We start from the raw sequence: 17,431 nt of genomic DNA on the forward strand, positions 1-17,431 counted from the left end.
TGTATTATCACATTATTCCACTGCCGTCAAGGAAAACAAAGAAGATATTGTCGGGGGATATGACAATACCTTCTAAAAAATAAAGCATAAAACTATATCTAAAACTTTTCACTTTAAATTAATTAATGACAAAAAATTCTCCATCATGGTTCTACCCTGGGGTGTCAGGATAGATTCGGGATGAAATTGCATCCCATAAATAGGATATTCTTTATGCTTTAAGCCCATAATAGTACCATCTGCCAGCTCCGAGGTTACCTCCAGACAATCCGGCAACCCATCCCTTGACACGATAAGTGAATGATATCTGCCCACCTCTATTTGCTGAGGCAGGTCCCTATATATTTCTGTTCCATTATGGGTAATTGGTGAAGTCTTACCATGGCAGATTTCACCAGCACCAGTTACCCTGCCGCCGAAAACCTCTCCAATTGCCTGATGCCCCAAGCATATCCCAAGAATCGGCACCTTGCCCTTCATAGTATTTATAAGCTCCTCCGTAATTCCCGCATCCCTGGGAACACCTGGTCCTGGAGAAATTACTATAGCCTCATAGCCCTTTTTTGCAATTTCCTTCACTGTGGCCATATCATTGCGGATTACCTCCACCTCGGCCCCTAAGTCACACAGCAGCTGATATACATTGTAGGTGAAGGAATCATAGTTATCTAAAAGTAACAACATCATTCTCCACCTCCTCCACAACCTTAAACATAGCCTTGGATTTTTGCAGAATTTCATTATACTCAAATTCAGCCTGGGAATCATACACTATACCAGCCCCGGACTGAATAAAGGCATTGTCTCCATCAATAACCATTGTCCTCAGGGTAATACACATATCCATATTGCCATTGAAATCCATATATCCCACTGTACCCGAATAGGCTCCACGTTTCACTGGCTCCAGCTCCTGAATAATCTCCATGGCCCGCAGCTTTGGAGCACCACTTACTGTCCCTGCCGGGAAGCAGGCCTTTATAACATCCATTGATGTAAAGCCCTTTTTCAAGGTCCCCATAACCTCAGATACCATGTGCATCACATGGGAGAATCGTTCCACCTCCTGCAGCTTGGTTACCACCACACTGCCAGGCTCACTGATACGGCCAATATCATTTCTGGCCAAATCCACCAGCATGGAATGCTCTGCCCGCTCCTTTATATCTGCCTTCAGCTCCTTTTCCAGAGCCTGATCCTCCTCCTCAGAAGCTCCACGTCGACGGGTTCCGGCAATAGGATAAGTATAAACCTGCTTTCCCGCCACCTTTACCAGCATCTCCGGGGAGGCCGCCACAAACTTTTTCTTGCCAAAATTCAGATAAAACATATAGGGAGAAGGATTTACCTGACGAAGGCGACGATAGAAGTGAAAGGCTGGCTTGGTAATCTTTTCCCGAAATTGCCTGGAAGGCACCACCTGAAAAATATCCCCCGCCACAATATAGTCCTTGCATTTCTTTATTGTAGCAGCAAAATCAGCAGGCATCTTCCCGTATTTACCAAGGAAATCCACCTTTTCCTTACGCTTTGCCACCTTTACCTTTGGGGTCTTTACGGCTGCATACAGCTTTTCCTCCAGCTCCTTCATTCGCTGTTCTGCCTTTTCGTACACTTCATCCAGATCCTGCCCATTTTTCACACTGGCCAGATAAATAAGCTGGGAGGCATTTTTCTGTTGGTCAAAAACCATGAGAATGCGGCAGATCATAAACTGCCCCAACAGCTCCTCGTCTTCCACCTGCACATTACGGACCCTGTCAAACACAGCAGATATTTCATAGTTGAAATATCCTACAGCACCGCCATTGGTCAGAGGCAGCTCAAAATTCCCGATGGCACTGTTAAGACCAGCCATATACTTGTTTATAGCTGTTGTAGGATCACCGTCCACTGCCCGCATTTCGTCCTCTTCCTGAATCATAAGGCGGTCTTTATATACCTGTAATTTTATAAAAGGCTCTGCTCCTATAAAGGAAAATCTCCCAAATTTCTGGTGAGCATCCACAGATTCCAGAAGGAATCCCTTTTCCTCACCCACCAGCTTGTAAAAAATGGACACTGGAGTATCGAGGTCTGTGGAAATCGGCATGCTGAGGGCCACCATATTTGCTTTTTTAGCTTTTTCCTTAAAATCCTCCAATGATGGGGTCAGCTTCATTTAGTTCACCTTCTTATCCAAAGCATGACGAATATCGCCAATGAGTTTACCGGCCTCATTCAGTTTGTTATCCATTACCAGCTTTACCACAGCCGAGCCCACAATAACAGCATCTGCCTTCTGAGCGGCAGCCACCGCTGCCTCAGGGGAACCAATACCAAATCCTACAGCACACGGGGTATCTGTTTGCTTCTTAACGTGTTCAATGACCTTATTAATGGGACTGTAATCAATCTTTCTGACACCAGTTACCCCGTTTACAGATACGCAATAAATAAAGCCATCTGCCGTAGTACAGGTCTCACTTATTCGCTTGTCGGTGGTTCCAGGTGTTACGAATTCCACCAAATGAAGTCCCTGCTCCTTGCATACCCTTTTCATTTCCCCGGACTCCTCATGGGGAACATCGGGAACAATAAAGCCATCAATGCCTGCTGTTTTGGCATCTTCTGCCAGCTTTTCAAAGCCATAATTAAGCATAACATTTATATAGCCCATGCCCAAAATAGGAACCTGGGTAAACTTACGAATCTCACGAACCAGCTCCAGCACTTTTTTTAGGGTCATGCCCTTCTGTATTGCCTTATATGAAGCTGACTGAATAACCGGGCCGTCAGCCATAGGATCGGAGAAGGGAATACCCAGCTCTATAACATCAGCCCCATTATCCACTGCTGTTTTTACTGCCTCAAGGGTGCCAGCGGCATCGGGAATGCCCGCGGTAAGATAAATAACCAAACCCTTTTTTTGTGCAGACTGAAGCTCATTAAATTTATCCTGTAAACGACTCATAATCAAATCTCCTCTCCCAATACCTTTGCCACCTGCTGTACGTCCTTGTCACCACGGCCGGACAGGGTAACTACCACCACTTCATCCTTCTTTGTATTCGGCATGAGCTTTTCAAGATATGCCAAAGCGTGGGAGCTTTCCACAGCTGGTATAATACCCTCCTCACGGCAAAGAAGCTGGAAGGCATCCAAAGCCTCCTTATCGTCGATACCCACATATTTCACCACGCCCTTCTCATGGAACATGGCATGCTCCGGGCCTACCCCTGGATAATCAAGACCTGCGGAAATGGAATACACCTCTATAACCTGACCATCATCATCCTGGGCCAAATAGCTGTAGGCACCGTGAAGGACCCCTGGACGACTGGCAGGATTGGAAAGGGTCTGGGCATTATCCCCTACAGCAGGGCCACGGCCAGCTGCCTCCACGCCAAACTTCTTTACACTCTCATCATTTCTGAATTCATAGAAGGTACCGATGGCATTGGAGCCACCGCCCACACAGGCAATAAGATAATCCAGGCGCCCTCCGGCCTCCTCCTTAATCTGTTCTCTGATTTCCTTGCCAATAACTGACTGGAAATCTCGAACCATGGTTGGATATGGATGAGGCCCCACAGCAGAACCGATAATATAATGAGTGTCCTCAATATGTGCTGCCCAGTAGCGAATAGCCTCGCTGGTGGCATCCTTTAAAGTGGAGGTTCCTGTTGTTACAGGCACCACCTCAGCTCCCAGGAGCTTCATTCTGAAAACATTCAGCTTCTGACGCTCCATGTCAACTGCCCCCATAAACACCTTGCACTCCATTCCAAAGAGAGCTGCCACTGTTGCTGTGGCCACACCGTGCTGGCCAGCACCGGTTTCTGCAATAACCCTGTTTTTGCCCATTCTCTTGGCCAGCAGCACCTGCCCCAACGCGTTGTTAATTTTATGGGCCCCTGTATGAAGTAAATCCTCTCTCTTTAAAAATATCCTTGCCCCGCCATAGTGCTTGGTGAGCCTCTCCGCATAATAGAGAAGTGTTGGACGCCCCGCATACTCCACATAATATTTCCTTAACTCTGCCAAAAAATCCGGATCATTCTTATATTTTTCATAGGCTGCCTCCAGCTCCGTTAATACCGGCATTACAATTTCAGGTACATATTGACCACCATATTTTCCAAATCTTCCCTTTGACATACTTTCTTCCTCCTACAAATCTCTTTCACACGCTATAACTTCATTACTATTTTTTTCATAATAGGGCAAAATCCCGGGTGGCTTTTTCCACATCCTTTGACGTGGACAAGCCCTCACCCACCAATATGCCATCTACTCCCGCTTCATGAAGCATCCTCACTTCATCCAGGGTATGTATACCACTTTCACTGATAACAGTCCGATTATCCTCCACCAAAGGCAAAAGATCCAAGGTATTATCAATAGTGGTTTTAAACAGCTTCAGGTTTCGGTTATTGATACCGATAAACTTGGCTGGTGTTTTCATGGCCTTTTCCATATCCTCCCTGTCATGCACCTCTACCAAGGCGTCCATCCCCAGACTCCATGTCAGATTCAGATAATCCTCCAGCTGCTTTTCTTCAAGTATTCTTGCTATGAGTAAAACCGCATCAGCCCCCAGCATTCTGGCCTCATAAATCTGGTACTCATCAATAATAAAATCCTTACGAAGGATAGGGATTTTTACGGCCCTTCTGACCTCCACCAAATCCTCATTCTTCCCTAAAAAGTGAGGATCCGTGTGTACCGACAACATGCTGGCGCCATTTTTTTCATACATCCTGGCCAATTCCAAAACTGAATATGGATGATTGAATTTTCCCTTGGACGGGGACTGTAGCTTGCACTCAGCTATAAGGTTCCACTCCCTTTTCTGAAACTGGGAGCACATGGCAAAGGTACCCTTTTCCAGTCGTTTCTTCAAATTCTTCAAGGACAGCTGCTCTTTTGCGGCTTCCACAATATCCCTTTTTTGTGCAACAATTTCTGCTAAATAATCTCTCATGTTTCCACCACTTTCTTTCCTGCCACCGCCAAAAATTCCCTTATCAGCTCTGGCGACTTTCTTCCATCTATTTCCATGGACCCGGAGGCATCTATACCATAGGGATCAAATATCTTAATGGCTTCCTGCAATGTTTCAGCAGATATTCCTCCGGCGATAATATACGGCTTTTTTAATTTCTTTATGGTACTGGCGGCCTCCCGCCATTTAAAGCTGATGCCGCTGCCTCCCACAGTCGCTTTGCTGTAACTATCTATAAGAATGTACTCTGCCGGAAAGGCCTCAGCCCGTTCCAGTGAGAAATCCTCGCCATAGCGAAATGCTTTTATAATGGGCTTTTGTATTTTCTCAGCGTACTCCATGCTTTCATGTCCATGAAGCTGTATCATATCAAGGCCACAATACTCAGCTATTGCATTAACCTCATTAATGGGCTGATCCACAAATACTCCGACTTTTTTTGGTCCCTGTACTGTATTGCAGATATGCTTTACTGCAGCAGGTGGACAATAACGCCTGAACCTGTCACTCATAATAAAACCCATGAAATCCGCCCCACCTGCTGCTCTGGCAGCTTCCATTTCCCTTATGCCACATATCTTTACTCTTGCCATATCTTTGTCACCTCATCCGTCAGCTGCACTGAAACCGACGGAGCCTTGCTCCTGGTACCTTTAGATGCTTTTCCAAAGTGGAAGCTCTAAATAAAAAGCCCCATGTAAAGCTGCTTAAAGCTCTACATGGGGCGAAATGGTTTCGCTGTGCCACCCAATTTCAGTGATATTATTCGTGTAATAAAAAAACATCTCATCCCTTACCGAGATAAAATGTTTATGCCACTGGTAATATCACCCTCTTAAGTACGGGAACTTGGTCCGATACCGCAGCCCAATAACGGTGGCAACCGTTCCAGCCTAATCACATCCAATGCTTTCGGTGGACTCTCTTGGGACCATTCACTAAACGCTTTTCACAGGTCATTCCACCTCCGAATAATATTCGGCACCTGCTCGCTATCAAAAGTTGGAATAGCTACTATTTCCCAATCAATGATTTGAATATTTAATTATCAACACCGCTATAATAATATAAATTTCACTGGCTGTCAACAAAAAATGTAAACTTTTGTATATTTATTATTTTTATGTTAAAAAACTGTAAACCATATAAACTGCCAGACCAATAATTACGGCCAAAACCATCAAGGGCAAGGCAACAAAAACAAGACCGGCCACCAGCAGAGCGATGGCTATTGCAAATAACAGCTTGGTTAGAGTGCCACTGCCAGAAAAGCGAATGATCCGAGGCCCACTGCCGTAGCCACCAAAACCACCAAAACCGCCAAATTGGTTATCATTTTTTCCAGTCCCGGCACTCTCCTGCTCATAGCTGTTTTCTTCAATAGTTATGCCGTCATAAGCGTTAATCTCAGACTTTTCCATAATACGCACATTACCCTGTCCGCAATTAGGACAGGTACCATCCATATTAAGCTGGCTGCCACACTTCTGACAAATCATAACTGTTCACTCCTTACGCTTCTCGTCTTTGGCGTATTCTCTTAATCAGCACCATATCATCCTTATCCCTGGTATGAATGAGGTAATCGCCAATAAATTTACCTTTTATACGCAGTCCCGGGGCAATCTCAGACAAAGGAACCAGCACAAATGCCCTATCCAGCATGTGCTTATGAGGCAGTGTAAGCTCCGGCGTATCCATCTCCACCCCATCAATATAAAGAAGGTCCAGGTCTATGGTACGAGGTCCCCAATGAGTATGACGAACACGGCCCAGCTGCTTTTCTATATCCTGACACACATGTAAAAGCTCCATAGGTTCAAGCTCTGTTCTCACACAGAGGGCTCCATTAAAAAACAACGGCTGATCTGATTTACCCCATGGTGGGGTTTCATAGAAGGATGATACACTGACCAAATGAATTTTGTCTGAAGCCGCTAACATTTTAATGGCCTTTCTGATGGTCGCTTCCTTATCCCCCATGTTGGAACCGATACTGATGTAGCACTCATACGTCTTCTTCATTTCACTCATTCCTTTACTCGCGCTTAATACACAAAAACATAACTCTCTATATTTAAAACACTTAAATATATTCCTGTCGCTGACGCCTTATTTTTACTTGAGCATCTTTAAAGATACCGGGTATTGGAGCCCCGGGCTTATGAATGGTGACCTCCAAGCTTTCCACTAAAGAATAGCCTTCAAATACTGCCTGGGCAATTCTATCCGCCAAACATTCCAGCAATTTAACCGGAACCCCTTCCACGATTTCCTTAACCCTGGCAAAAACCTCTGCATAATTGACAGTTGCCTCCAAATCATCTGTGTACCCTGCCTTATGCAAATCCAAATTCATGACCAAATCAACAATAAAGCGTTGTCCCAGCCGCTGTTCCTCCGGCAATACCCCATGTCTGCCAAAGAATTCCATACCCTCAAGAAAAATACTATCCTTCACGCTTTCGCCTCCAAAATAGCATCTGTTATACGGCACATACGGGAAATAGGCAAAACATCGTGGATGCGCATAATCTCGCATCCCTTCATTATGCCCATAACACAGGTGGCTCCAGTAGCCTCCATCCTTTCCTCCACAGGCAAATTCAGGGTATTGCCAATGAAGCTCTTGCGGCTGGTCCCCAGCAATACAGGGTAGTCCAGGCCATCTATATTTTTTATTTTTTCCAGATTTTGCATTACATAAAGATTACCTTCCACGGTTTTGCCAAAGCCAATTCCCGGATCAAGAATGATTTTTTCCTCCTTCATGCCGGCTTCTCTGGCGATCTTAATGCTATCCCGGAAAAATTCTCTCATGGAATCCATTATATCCATATCATATTCCTTGGAATCCCGATTGTGCATAACCACCACCGGCAAATCATATTTGGCAGCTACCCGGGCCATTTTCCCCGGCTCCTCCCTATACTGAAGGCCCCAAATATCATTCAGAATATGTACCCCCTTCGAGGCTGCATATTCAGCGGTATCAGCCTTAAAGGTATCTATGGAAACAGGCACCGGGCACTCCTTGAGCACCGGCTCCAAAAAATGACTCAGTCTTTCTATTTCCTCCTCTGCAGACATGGTCTTAAAACCGGGTCTGCTGGATTCAGCACCTATATCTATAATATCAGCCCCTGCGTCAACCATATCCTTCATGTGCTGCAAGGCATGATCCACAGTATTCCATTTTCCACCGTCGGAAAATGAATCCGGGGTAACATTTAAAATCCCCATAATCAGCGTTCTGGAGCCAATCTCCAAACACTTTCCATCGGTCCACTTATAAACTCTCTTACTCATTATTATCCCATCCTAACATATTCCAGGCCTGATGATAGCTATCCCTGTCACTCTTGAAACAGCCACGGGTTGAAGATGTTATTGTCTTTGAACCATGAGCCATATCTCCACGCATAATCATGCAAAGCTGCTGTGCCTCCACGATTACCAGCACGCCATCAGCCTTCAGTCCCTGCTCCACAGCCCTGGCGATATCCTCAGTCATGCGCTCCTGAAGCTGTGGCCGATGAGAAATAATTTCCACCATACGTGTAAACTTACTAAAGCCAGCAATAGAACCTTCATGGGGCTTGTAAGCAATGGATACCTTACCAAAGAATGGCACCAAATGATGTTCACACATGGAATAAAATGGGATATCCCTTACAGCCACTATGCCTTCATTTTCTACCTTGAAAAGCTCTCCCCACACATCATCAGTACTGACACCTATTCCATTGAACAGATACTCATACATCCCCGCAACCCGTTCAGGGGTCTTTTCCATTCCTGAAGCTCTGAGATCAACTCCCACCGCCTCAAGAAAATCCTGCATGGCCTGTACAGCTTTTTTGTTCATCGAATTATCCCTTCCGTTTTATCATCATAGCATCCCCAAATGAAAAGAATCTATATTTCTCCTTCACAGCAGCTTCATAAGCCTTCAGCACAAACTCACGTCCCGCAAAGGCACTGATTAGCATTATAAGGGTTGACTTCGGCAGATGGAAATTTGTAATAATCCCATCTACTATTTTAAACTCATATCCAGGATAAATAAAGATATTTGTCCAATCAGTACGTCCATTTATCTCTCCCACAGATGTAGCCGCAGATTCCAGGGTTCGGATAGAGGTGGTACCAACTGCAATAACCCGCTTCCCTGCCGCTTTTGTGGCCTTTATGAGATCTGCCGTCTCCTGGGAAATACTGTAATATTCCTTATGCATAACATGTTCTTCAATGTTATCAACACTTACTGGTCTAAAGGTTCCCAGCCCCACATGAAGAGTAACAAAGCCCAAGTTTACCCCCATATCCTTTAATTCTGCCATCTGCTCCTTGGTAAAATGGAGACCAGCTGTAGGTGCTGCTGCGGATCCCTTTTCACGGGAATATACCGTCTGATAGCGCTCACTGTCCTCCAGCTTCTCGTGGATATATGGAGGCAGCGGCGTCTCACCCAGGCGGTCAAGTATCTCCTCGAAAATACCTTCGTAGTTAAATTTTACAATACGGCCACCAAAATCTGTACTATCCTGCACAGTACACGTAAGCTCATCACTAAAGCGGACCACCTGGCCCTCACGGGCCTTTCTGCCTGGCTTTACCAAGGTTTCCCATGTATCACCGTCAATACGTCTGAGAAGGAAAACCTCCACCTTACCGCCAGTGCCCTCGCGCCAGCCCAAAAGTCTTGCCGGCAAAACTCTGGTATCATTAAAAATCAGGGTATCCCCCGGCTCCAAATATTCCTTTAAATCATAAAAATGTCTATGCTCTATAGTTTCATCCACAGGATCCAGCACCATAAGACGGGAAGAATTTCTAGGCTCCACCGGTGTCTGGGCAATAAGCTCCTCTGGTAAATCATAGTCAAATTCCGTTAATTTCATTCTTTAAGTTATCTCCCATATATTAATACAGCTTTGTGATTTCCACATCTGTATAGTAGTGATGCAATATTTCATCAAATTTCTTGCCCGCATCTGCCATAGCCTTGGCACCGTATTGAGCCATACCCAAGCCATGACCAAAGCCGTGGCCATCAAAAATTATGGCTACATTGTCACCCTCCACCTTAAGATTTGTGCCATGCATAGCCGCTGGAGCTACATCAATGGTCTGGGTGGAACCAGTGCCTCTAACCTCCTTCTTGATAGGTGGTATGGTAGCTGGCCGTTCGGTGCGAATATTGAAATAGGTGCTCTTAAGGCCGAAAATCTTCCGTACATCCTGACCGCTCAATACGATGGTCTGACCTGTACCCACAAATTTTACTCCGTTTGCTCTGCCGGATGCCAATACACCATTGACGCTGGAGCTGCCCTTCACTGCTGTCATGGAAATCCCCTTAAGCTTGCCTATATTTTTCCCAGCAGCACTCAGCAGCTTTTGCACCTGGGCCGCAGTGAAACGTACAGACCAGTTATGATAAGGTGATTTGCTGTCGTCATCTCGTACTGAACGCAGATATGGCAGATAGTTACCCCAAACATCCTCGGAGTTTTCCGTAGATCCGCCGGAGGAAGAATGATATGGTGCATATATTGCCTTACCTTGATAAGTCATAATCTGACCATAGGTGGCATCCACCGCCGCTGACGCTGAATCAGCTTCATTGGCAAGTCCATCATAAGCCTGACAGTGAGTGGAGTCACAAAGATCGTAGCCGGAACCCAGATGAGCTTTCTGATTTTTTGTATATAAGGCAAAGGTTCTTGCTGCCACCGCCTGGGCCTTTAAGGCCTCGCTGTTCCAGGATGGAGTCATTTCAGAAGGCAGTACCCCCTTGATGTAGTCCTCCAAAGACAGGCGATTTACGATAAGAAGCTTACCTCCTTCAGCACTAACCACCATCTGCCCACGATATTCGTGTCCATTATATTTAATCTTGCCACTGGTTGCTGTCTCCACAGGAGCAAACACCAAGGATGAAACGCCGGTGTTTTTGCCGTTTACGACAAGTTTATTTCCCTCTGCAGAAATGCTGGCCGCTATATTGCTCTTATAATCACCATATTTTTTGCCATCATCACCCCCCAGGGCATTCATACCGTTTACGGAGCTAATAACCCCCTTTACTACTCCTGTGCCAACACCAATTCTGATAACATTATCCACGCCGGCATTTCGCTTCCAGGTTGGAGCAGTCTCCTCTTTTTTCTCATCCTTATGAGTTGAAGAAGAAGCTGGTTTAGGCGGATCCGTCTTCTTAGGTACTGCAGCTGGCTTGGTACCGGTATCCGGAGTGATAACACTGGCCTCAGTAGATGGCATACCGCAGGTCATCACTATGGTTCCCAGGGAACCAATAAAGGCTGCCAGCATACACTGTGCAATTTTTTTATGTAAAGCTTTTTTTATCATTTAATCCACCTCAAATATTATCATTATCCCCTTCTGCCGCTTCCATCATAGCCCTTTTTCTGGCCTTGGCTTCCTTTTTCCGCTGTTTTCTTATGGCTTTGCTATAGCGTTCTTCCTCGCTGAAAATGCACCCACAATATGGCTGACGATAAAGCTCCAGCTCCTTGCTGATGTCAATGCCCTCCTGCCATCCGTGACGAAAATCTTCATAATAGAATTTCACGCCATATATATCAGCAAAATGCTGAGCCGTTTCCTTCATAAGCTCATGCTGCTGATAAATACTGTAAAACAAGGTTGATGTAAAGGCCTCAAAGCCATTTTCCGCCGCAAATTTGGCCGCCTGCTCCAAACGCCAGGTGTAGCACATGCGACAGCGACCATTTTCCACTGACTCTGCTGCCAAAGCCTTTTTCAGGAAATCCCTAAGCATATAATTTTCATCAATGATTATTTCCATATCCACCTTCCGGGCAAAATCCTTGGCCGCATTAAGCCGCATTTCCCATTCCCTATAAGGGTGAATATTGGGATTAAAGAAATATCCCGTAGGCTCGATACCATCCTCCCGCAACTTCTTGACCGGGTAGCAGGAGCAAGGCCCACAGCACATGTGAAGCAATAAATTCATCAGTCCATCTCCGGATAAGGTATGCCCATGTGCTCATAACCTGCTCTGGTCACCGTACGCCCCCTTGGGGTACGGTTTATAAACCCAAGCTGCAAAAGATATGGCTCATAGACATCCTCAATAGTGTCATTTTCCTCGCTGATGGCCGCCGCCAGAGTATCTATACCCACAGGTCCGCCACCAAACTTCTTTATCATGGAATCCAGCATACGTCTGTCAGTGTGGTCAAGGCCCATCTTGTCCACCTCAAGGCGCATCAAGGCTTCATCCGCAATCTGATCAGTAATAACCCCATCTCCTGTTACCTGAGCAAAATCCCGGACACGCTTTAACAGGCGATTTGCAATACGGGGAGTACCACGGGAACGACGGGCAATTTCCAGTGCCCCCTTGTCCTCTATACCAATATCTAATATCTCCGCCGCCCGCTTTATGATAAGCACCAAATCCTCAGGCTTGTAGTATTCAAGACGTGAAATCACTCCAAAGCGGTCACGCAAAGGAGCTGCCAGGGCTCCCGCTCTGGTGGTGGCGCCAATCAATGTAAATGGTGCAATATCAAGACGTATGGAGCGTGCACTTGGCCCTTTACCGATAACAATATCCAGGGCAAAATCCTCCATGGCAGAGTAAAGCACCTCCTCCACATTTCGTGAAAGACGGTGAATTTCATCTATAAAGAGTACATCACGTTCATTAAGATTAGTTAAAAGTGCTGCCAAATCTCCGGAATGATTAATGGCAGGACCAGAGGTTATGCGAAAATTAACCCCCATTTCATTGGCGATAATACCCGCCAAAGTGGTCTTGCCCAAGCCAGGAGGGCCGTAAAGCAGCACATGATCCAAGGCCTCCTGCCGGTTAAGAGCCGCCTTAATAAAAATATCCAGATTATCCTTGGCCTTGTCCTGACCGATATATTCCCGCAAGTGACGGGGACGCAGACTATATTGCCAGTCATCTCCTGACTGCTCATTCATGGTAACAATTCGGTCATCACCAAAATTTATTTCCTCCATCCCCTATCACCTCCTGGAAAGCTGTTTTAACGCCAACTTAATTACATTCTGTACATCAGACTCCGGATCAATTTTTCCCATATTCTGGAAGGCTGTATTGACCTCCGCCTGACTGTAGCCAAGAGATAGAAGGGCCGCTGTTGCCTCACTTAAGATATCCTCGCCCACCTGGGATTCACCAAAGAGGCCTCCAACATGCTGTACATCATCATTATTACTGCTGAAGGTCAGCTTATCCTTCAATTCAAGAATCATGCGCTCTGCAGATTTCTTGCCGATACCAGGCAGTGCGGTAAGAGCCTTTACATTCTTGTTTTGCACCGCCTGGGCCAGTCCATCAGGAGTGATAGCGCCAATAATACCCATGGCCACCTTTGGTCCGATACCACTAATGGCAATAAGAAGCTGAAACAGGTCATACTCCTCCTGGGTGGAAAAACCATAAAGCTGCATGGCATCCTCACGAACGCTGAGATGGGTAAACAGCATGGTATCCTGCCCCTGTCTGAGTCTGGCTCTTGTATTATTGGACACAAATACCCTATAGCCCACGCCTCCAACATCCAGAAGGCAATAATCTATAAAAATGAATTCTACTTTTCCCTTTAAAAAACCAATCATCTAAAATCAAAACTCCGATTTATTATTTTCGTTCTTCCAAAGCCTGACGCAAAGCCTTTTTCATCACCTCAGTATCCGGCTCAATACCAGTCCAAAGACGCAGGGACTCAGCCCCCTGCCCTACAAGCATCGCCTCACCATTGAGAATATCGCAACCATGCTCACGGGCTGTCTTTAAGAAAAGAGTTTCCGCCGGGGTATAGATAATATCATAGGCCAAAATCCCCTTTGGCACCCTGTCCCAATTCACAGGCGGCATAGCCTCCACATAGGGGCACATCCCCAGTGGAGTGGCATTAATGAGAAGCTCGGTCCTTTCCAACGCAGCCTCAAATTCCCCAGTGCTCCACTCCAGCAAGGTTATTTCCATATATTTGGAGAAATATTCCACAAGAGGACGAACCTTTGGTACATTACGCACACCAATGGTAAGAGAAGCAACCCCTTCCTGAATCAGGCCCCAAATAATGGCCCTGGCCGCCCCGCCGGCACCAAGTAGGACTGCCTTTTTCCCTTTTGGGTCAAAGCCCTTCTCCTTCATACCACCGACAAAGCCTTTTACATCTGTATTATAGCCAGTTAAAACGCCATCCTTATTTACAATGGTATTCACTGCCCCAAGGATTTCCGCATCCTTGTCAATAGAATCGAGGTATTTCATAACCCTTTCCTTGTGAGGAATAGTGACGTTAAGGCCAGAAATATCCATGGCCTTCATGCCATTTATCGCCGCCTCCAGCTTGCCATCCGCCACGGGAAATGCAGTATAAATGTAATCCAGCCCTGCTGCCTCAATAGCCGCATTCTGAAACACCGGTGACAGTGAATGGGCCACAGGATTGCCAATAACCGCCAGCGTCTTCGTCTTCCCAGTAATCATAAGCCAAACACCTCAAAACTATCTCAAAAAACATCTATTTCCAGTAAAAGAATATCTTTAATATTATACCATAATAGGAAATCCAAAAACATTCCTAAATAAAGGAATAAAAACCTAATTTATGGATATTGAATGTGTGTAAAAAAAAGAGGTTATTGTAAAATCTCAGTTTTGTGGTTTAAATAATCAAGGGATTTCAGTTCTACATTCATTAATTTTATCCTAATAATATTCATCTATGATATAATACTTACGTTTTGCTACACATAATAATAGAGGTGATTATTAATGCTTAATCTGTCTCCTGCAAAAAAAGGAGCGGCACTTGCCATTACGGGTTCCATTCTATGGGGCATAATGGGAGTTACCAGCCAGTACCTGCTTCAGAATAAAGGCCTGCCGGCCATGTGGGTTGTAACGGTGCGCATGTTCTTTGCTGGTATTGTTCTTTTAATAGCAGATTATTTCATATATAAAAAAGAATTCTTCGCACCTTGGAAGGGTACAAAGAATATCTGTCAGATGCTTATTTTTAGTTTTATTACCATAATGTGGGTGCAATATGCCTATCTGTCAGCCGTTGAACACATGAATGCGGCCATGGCTACTGTATTTGTAAGCCTTGCTCCTATTGCCACCATTCTTTGGATGGCTTTACGCAGACGCCGCCTGCCCCACTTTTATGAAGCCCTATGCTGCACCTCCGCTGTACTCGGCGCCACCGTCATGGCCACCCACGGAGATATGACCACCCTTTCCGTATCGGAAGATGGCATAATTTACGGAATCATGCTCCCCATAGCTGGCGTAGTATACACCGTACAACCAGGCTACCTGATGAAAACCTTCCGTCCCTCAAATGTAACTGGCTGGGGACTTTTACTTGGCGGAACAGTTCTATTGCCGCTGGTTCATCCATGGACTATTACCGATTCAACAGAACTGGATGCCTTTACCATTTTCAACGTAGTTTACACCGTCCTCTTTGGCACTGCCATTGCCTTTTGGACCTTCCTGGCCAGCCTGAAGTACATAAAGCCACATATAGCCGCCATTTACGAGCTTGTAGAACCAGTCAGTGCCATTCTTCTTTCCGTGTGGTTACTGGACGTACTATATCAGTTGCCGGAATTCATTGGAACTGTGATGATACTCTGCCCAGTTCTTTATTTGTCGCTTATTCATAGGAAATAGACTGCTATATATCATTCTTCAACTGTACTGTCTCTATATTTGTAACTCAACAATAAAAAGTCACCTTATTAATAATGCTGACTGGCAGCTTTGGCAATATCAAAAATAATCCTCGTCCATTTTCCCTAAGCCACTTTACGTGTTTTTTAAACGAAGGGTCATACTGACCTACCAACCGCCAAAATCGTCTGGAATGGTTCATTTCCTGCAAATGAGCCAGCTCATGAATTATCAGATAATCTATAACCTCATCCGGGGCCATTATTATACGCCAATTTAAGTTTATGTTATTCAGACTGGAACAGCTGCCCCACCGGGACTCCTGATCCTTAATGAAAATTTTATTGTAGGCCTTTCCCATTTTTTCTGACCAAAATGCCGCACGTTGTGTCAGATATTCTTTTGCTCTTTGACGATACCACTTTACTAATGGGACCTGCACCGGAACCTTGGGATGAGGTGCATAAAAGTTCACCATCAACCGTTCTTCTTCGATTTTTACCATCGGTTTTCCCAATGTACTGGTTATTTCCAAGGTGTATGTTTTGCCCCGAAAGGGCACGGGATGCCCATTGGGCAAATTTGCCATTGCTTTTATCATATTTCTTTTAAATCACTGTTTTTGCTGTCACATCAGGGCTAACCACATTTTGTGACTGTTCCTCATCTTCCTGTTTAAGTCCCTTTACAGTTTCTGTTGAAATTACTGTTGGATTTTTTTCCGGATGAGTCGCAGGGGTTTTACTCTGAGAGATAATCTTCCCCTCTTTTCTGACAGTGGTAAGAGTGGAACCATCAGACAATACCTGTGTCGTCACCGTAGTTTTATCATCAACCTTAATAGAGTCATCGTAATTGGCTGGTTTATATTCCCTCATATTTTGTAACATCTTGGAAAATTCATCGCTGACAGGAACTCCTTTATTGCTCTTTTTCTTCTCCTGAGCCTGCTGCCAGAGCACGTTACTGTTGTTTTGTACAGAATCCATCTTCACCGCTATCCCCCCTTGCATATCAATAGTGAAGCTAATTCTCTGAACTTAATTATATAATCTTAGCACAGAAAAGTCATTAGCCCGTTATAATTCTAATAGCATTATCTAATATCATTCTTCAGCTGTATAGCCTCCGCCAGGTGGATGCCCTTTATTTCATCACTGTTATCAAGGTCCGCAATAGTTTGGGCTACCTTCTTGATGCGATCATAAGAACGGGCGGACAAATTCTTTTCTATAAAAGCTGAACGAAGAATTTGCTGAGCCTCCTTGGTAACATGACAGGTTTCCTTTAATATGGCACTGGTCATCTGGGCGTTACATACAATACCATATTTTTCAAACCGTTTAAGCTGACGCTGGCGAGCAGCCACCACCCGTTGGCGGATAACTGCCGATGGCTCAGCCTTTTCAGTAGCTGTCAATTCCTTATAGGTTACTCTGGGAACACGAATCTGAATATCTATCCGGTCCAGCAACGGGCCGGAAATTTTATGATTATAGCGTCTGATTTCCTGATAGGAGCAATCGCACTGTTTTTCCGGATCATTGTAATAACCACAAGGGCACGGGTTCATTGAACAACATAAAATGATACGTGATGGAAAAGTAAGTGATGCATTTACTCTGGCAATGCTCACCACACCGTCCTCCAGGGGTTGGCGCATAGCTTCCAGTGTCTGTTTACTGAATTCCGGCAATTCATCTAAAAACAGCACCCCATTA

At 45.1% G+C, this 17,431-nt stretch carries 21 protein-coding genes; 1 reads left to right on the forward strand and 20 read right to left on the reverse strand.

Annotated elements, in window-relative coordinates; genetic code table 11:
* Positions 1 to 108: 108 nt before the first annotated feature.
* The 17 genes from ACKI5G_RS12260 to ACKI5G_RS12340 all read right to left on the reverse strand — a co-directional run bounded on the left by ACKI5G_RS12260 (position 109) and on the right by ACKI5G_RS12340 (position 14,516).
* Positions 109 to 684, reverse strand: coding sequence for an anthranilate synthase component II (locus tag ACKI5G_RS12260; RefSeq protein WP_407400798.1), 576 nt, complete (start codon positions 682 to 684; stop codon positions 109 to 111).
* Positions 665 to 2,161 (reverse strand): anthranilate synthase component I, encoded by a 1,497-nt coding sequence (gene trpE / locus ACKI5G_RS12265; protein WP_407400753.1) that lies wholly within the window; start codon positions 2,159 to 2,161, stop codon positions 665 to 667. The genes ACKI5G_RS12260 and trpE overlap by 20 nt, the downstream gene beginning before the upstream one ends.
* Complete coding sequence (trpA, locus tag ACKI5G_RS12270) at positions 2,162 to 2,956, reverse strand: tryptophan synthase subunit alpha (RefSeq protein ID WP_407400800.1); 795 nt, start codon at positions 2,954 to 2,956, stop codon at positions 2,162 to 2,164.
* Positions 2,956 to 4,140, reverse strand: a complete 1,185-nt coding sequence (trpB, locus tag ACKI5G_RS12275; protein ID WP_407400755.1) for a tryptophan synthase subunit beta — start codon at positions 4,138 to 4,140, stop codon at positions 2,956 to 2,958. The genes trpA and trpB overlap by 1 nt, the downstream gene beginning before the upstream one ends.
* A 55-nt stretch (positions 4,141 to 4,195) precedes the next feature.
* Positions 4,196 to 4,966, reverse strand: coding sequence for an indole-3-glycerol phosphate synthase TrpC (gene trpC, locus ACKI5G_RS12280; protein ID WP_407400757.1), 771 nt, complete (start codon positions 4,964 to 4,966; stop codon positions 4,196 to 4,198).
* Positions 4,963 to 5,580: a phosphoribosylanthranilate isomerase gene (locus ACKI5G_RS12285; protein WP_407400759.1), complete on the reverse strand. Its 618-nt coding sequence runs from the start codon at positions 5,578 to 5,580 to the stop codon at positions 4,963 to 4,965. Before ACKI5G_RS12285 ends, trpC begins: the two co-directional genes overlap by 4 nt.
* Before the next feature lie 528 nt (positions 5,581 to 6,108).
* Complete coding sequence (locus tag ACKI5G_RS12290; protein WP_407400761.1) at positions 6,109 to 6,486, reverse strand: hypothetical protein; 378 nt, start codon at positions 6,484 to 6,486, stop codon at positions 6,109 to 6,111.
* A 13-nt stretch (positions 6,487 to 6,499) separates the two neighbouring features.
* Positions 6,500 to 7,012, reverse strand: coding sequence for a 2-amino-4-hydroxy-6-hydroxymethyldihydropteridine diphosphokinase (folK, locus tag ACKI5G_RS12295; RefSeq protein ID WP_407400763.1), 513 nt, complete (start codon positions 7,010 to 7,012; stop codon positions 6,500 to 6,502).
* Positions 7,013 to 7,073: 61 nt separating this feature from the next.
* Positions 7,074 to 7,448: a dihydroneopterin aldolase gene (gene folB / locus ACKI5G_RS12300; protein WP_407400765.1), complete on the reverse strand. Its 375-nt coding sequence runs from the start codon at positions 7,446 to 7,448 to the stop codon at positions 7,074 to 7,076.
* Positions 7,445 to 8,299: a dihydropteroate synthase gene (folP, locus tag ACKI5G_RS12305; RefSeq protein ID WP_407400802.1), complete on the reverse strand. Its 855-nt coding sequence runs from the start codon at positions 8,297 to 8,299 to the stop codon at positions 7,445 to 7,447. The genes folB and folP overlap by 4 nt, the downstream gene beginning before the upstream one ends.
* On the reverse strand, positions 8,289 to 8,855 hold the full coding sequence (gene folE / locus ACKI5G_RS12310; protein ID WP_407400767.1) for a GTP cyclohydrolase I FolE: 567 nt from the start codon (positions 8,853 to 8,855) through the stop codon (positions 8,289 to 8,291). Before folE ends, folP begins: the two co-directional genes overlap by 11 nt.
* 4 nt (positions 8,856 to 8,859) lie before the next feature.
* Positions 8,860 to 9,891, reverse strand: a complete 1,032-nt coding sequence (queA, locus tag ACKI5G_RS12315; RefSeq protein ID WP_407400769.1) for a tRNA preQ1(34) S-adenosylmethionine ribosyltransferase-isomerase QueA — start codon at positions 9,889 to 9,891, stop codon at positions 8,860 to 8,862.
* Positions 9,892 to 9,913: 22 nt separating this feature from the next.
* Complete coding sequence (locus ACKI5G_RS12320; RefSeq protein WP_407400771.1) at positions 9,914 to 11,365, reverse strand: SpoIID/LytB domain-containing protein; 1,452 nt, start codon at positions 11,363 to 11,365, stop codon at positions 9,914 to 9,916.
* Positions 11,366 to 11,375: 10 nt separating this feature from the next.
* The gene (locus ACKI5G_RS12325) at positions 11,376 to 11,996 is read right to left on the reverse strand and encodes an epoxyqueuosine reductase QueH (RefSeq protein WP_407400773.1); all 621 of its coding nucleotides are present in this window, start codon (positions 11,994 to 11,996) and stop codon (positions 11,376 to 11,378) included.
* On the reverse strand, positions 11,996 to 13,015 hold the full coding sequence (gene ruvB, locus ACKI5G_RS12330) for a Holliday junction branch migration DNA helicase RuvB (RefSeq protein WP_407400775.1): 1,020 nt from the start codon (positions 13,013 to 13,015) through the stop codon (positions 11,996 to 11,998). The genes ACKI5G_RS12325 and ruvB overlap by 1 nt, the downstream gene beginning before the upstream one ends.
* 6 nt (positions 13,016 to 13,021) lie before the next feature.
* A complete protein-coding gene (ruvA, locus tag ACKI5G_RS12335) occupies positions 13,022 to 13,636 on the reverse strand; it encodes a Holliday junction branch migration protein RuvA (RefSeq protein ID WP_407400777.1) in 615 nt (204 codons plus the stop codon).
* Positions 13,637 to 13,658: 22 nt separating this feature from the next.
* Positions 13,659 to 14,516, reverse strand: coding sequence for a shikimate dehydrogenase (locus ACKI5G_RS12340; protein ID WP_407400779.1), 858 nt, complete (start codon positions 14,514 to 14,516; stop codon positions 13,659 to 13,661).
* Positions 14,517 to 14,804: 288 nt separating this feature from the next.
* On the opposite strand from ACKI5G_RS12340, the gene ACKI5G_RS12345 reads away from it, so the two are divergent.
* Positions 14,805 to 15,710 carry a DMT family transporter gene (locus ACKI5G_RS12345; protein ID WP_407400781.1) on the forward strand — a complete coding sequence of 302 codons (906 nt, stop codon included), beginning with the start codon at positions 14,805 to 14,807 and terminating at the stop codon, positions 15,708 to 15,710.
* Positions 15,711 to 15,756: 46 nt separating this feature from the next.
* Here the strand turns inward: ACKI5G_RS12345 and ACKI5G_RS12350 are convergent, their stop codons facing one another.
* The 3 genes from ACKI5G_RS12350 to ACKI5G_RS12360 form a co-directional block, all read right to left on the reverse strand.
* Positions 15,757 to 16,299 carry a M48 family metallopeptidase gene (locus ACKI5G_RS12350; RefSeq protein ID WP_407400783.1) on the reverse strand — a complete coding sequence of 181 codons (543 nt, stop codon included), beginning with the start codon at positions 16,297 to 16,299 and terminating at the stop codon, positions 15,757 to 15,759.
* A gap of 19 nt (positions 16,300 to 16,318) precedes the next feature.
* A complete protein-coding gene (locus ACKI5G_RS12355) occupies positions 16,319 to 16,705 on the reverse strand; it encodes a hypothetical protein (RefSeq protein WP_407400785.1) in 387 nt (128 codons plus the stop codon).
* Positions 16,706 to 16,806: 101 nt separating this feature from the next.
* Positions 16,807 to 17,431: ATP-binding protein (locus ACKI5G_RS12360; protein ID WP_407400786.1), on the reverse strand; the 625-nt coding region annotated here is incomplete at its 5' end.

The organism is Anaerovibrio sp. (assembly GCF_045637405.1).
GTDB lineage: Bacteria > Bacillota > Negativicutes > Selenomonadales > Selenomonadaceae > Anaerovibrio.

Coding starts and splice junctions, on each gene's coding strand:
- ACKI5G_RS12260 (WP_407400798.1), bottom strand. CDS start 684: ATGTTGTTACTTTTAGATAACTATGATTCCTTCACCTACAATGTATAT.
- trpE (WP_407400753.1), bottom strand. CDS start 2,161: ATGAAGCTGACCCCATCATTGGAGGATTTTAAGGAAAAAGCTAAAAAA.
- trpB (WP_407400755.1), bottom strand. CDS start 4,140: ATGTCAAAGGGAAGATTTGGAAAATATGGTGGTCAATATGTACCTGAA.
- trpC (WP_407400757.1), bottom strand. CDS start 4,966: ATGAGAGATTATTTAGCAGAAATTGTTGCACAAAAAAGGGATATTGTG.
- ACKI5G_RS12285 (WP_407400759.1), bottom strand. CDS start 5,580: ATGGCAAGAGTAAAGATATGTGGCATAAGGGAAATGGAAGCTGCCAGA.
- ACKI5G_RS12290 (WP_407400761.1), bottom strand. CDS start 6,486: ATGATTTGTCAGAAGTGTGGCAGCCAGCTTAATATGGATGGTACCTGT.
- folK (WP_407400763.1), bottom strand. CDS start 7,012: ATGAAGAAGACGTATGAGTGCTACATCAGTATCGGTTCCAACATGGGG.
- folE (WP_407400767.1), bottom strand. CDS start 8,855: ATGAACAAAAAAGCTGTACAGGCCATGCAGGATTTTCTTGAGGCGGTG.
- queA (WP_407400769.1), bottom strand. CDS start 9,891: ATGAAATTAACGGAATTTGACTATGATTTACCAGAGGAGCTTATTGCC.
- ACKI5G_RS12320 (WP_407400771.1), bottom strand. CDS start 11,365: ATGATAAAAAAAGCTTTACATAAAAAAATTGCACAGTGTATGCTGGCA.
- ACKI5G_RS12325 (WP_407400773.1), bottom strand. CDS start 11,996: ATGAATTTATTGCTTCACATGTGCTGTGGGCCTTGCTCCTGCTACCCG.
- ruvB (WP_407400775.1), bottom strand. CDS start 13,015: ATGGAGGAAATAAATTTTGGTGATGACCGAATTGTTACCATGAATGAG.
- ruvA (WP_407400777.1), bottom strand. CDS start 13,636: ATGATTGGTTTTTTAAAGGGAAAAGTAGAATTCATTTTTATAGATTAT.
- ACKI5G_RS12340 (WP_407400779.1), bottom strand. CDS start 14,516: ATGATTACTGGGAAGACGAAGACGCTGGCGGTTATTGGCAATCCTGTG.
- ACKI5G_RS12345 (WP_407400781.1), top strand. CDS start 14,805: ATGCTTAATCTGTCTCCTGCAAAAAAAGGAGCGGCACTTGCCATTACG.
- ACKI5G_RS12350 (WP_407400783.1), bottom strand. CDS start 16,299: ATGGCAAATTTGCCCAATGGGCATCCCGTGCCCTTTCGGGGCAAAACA.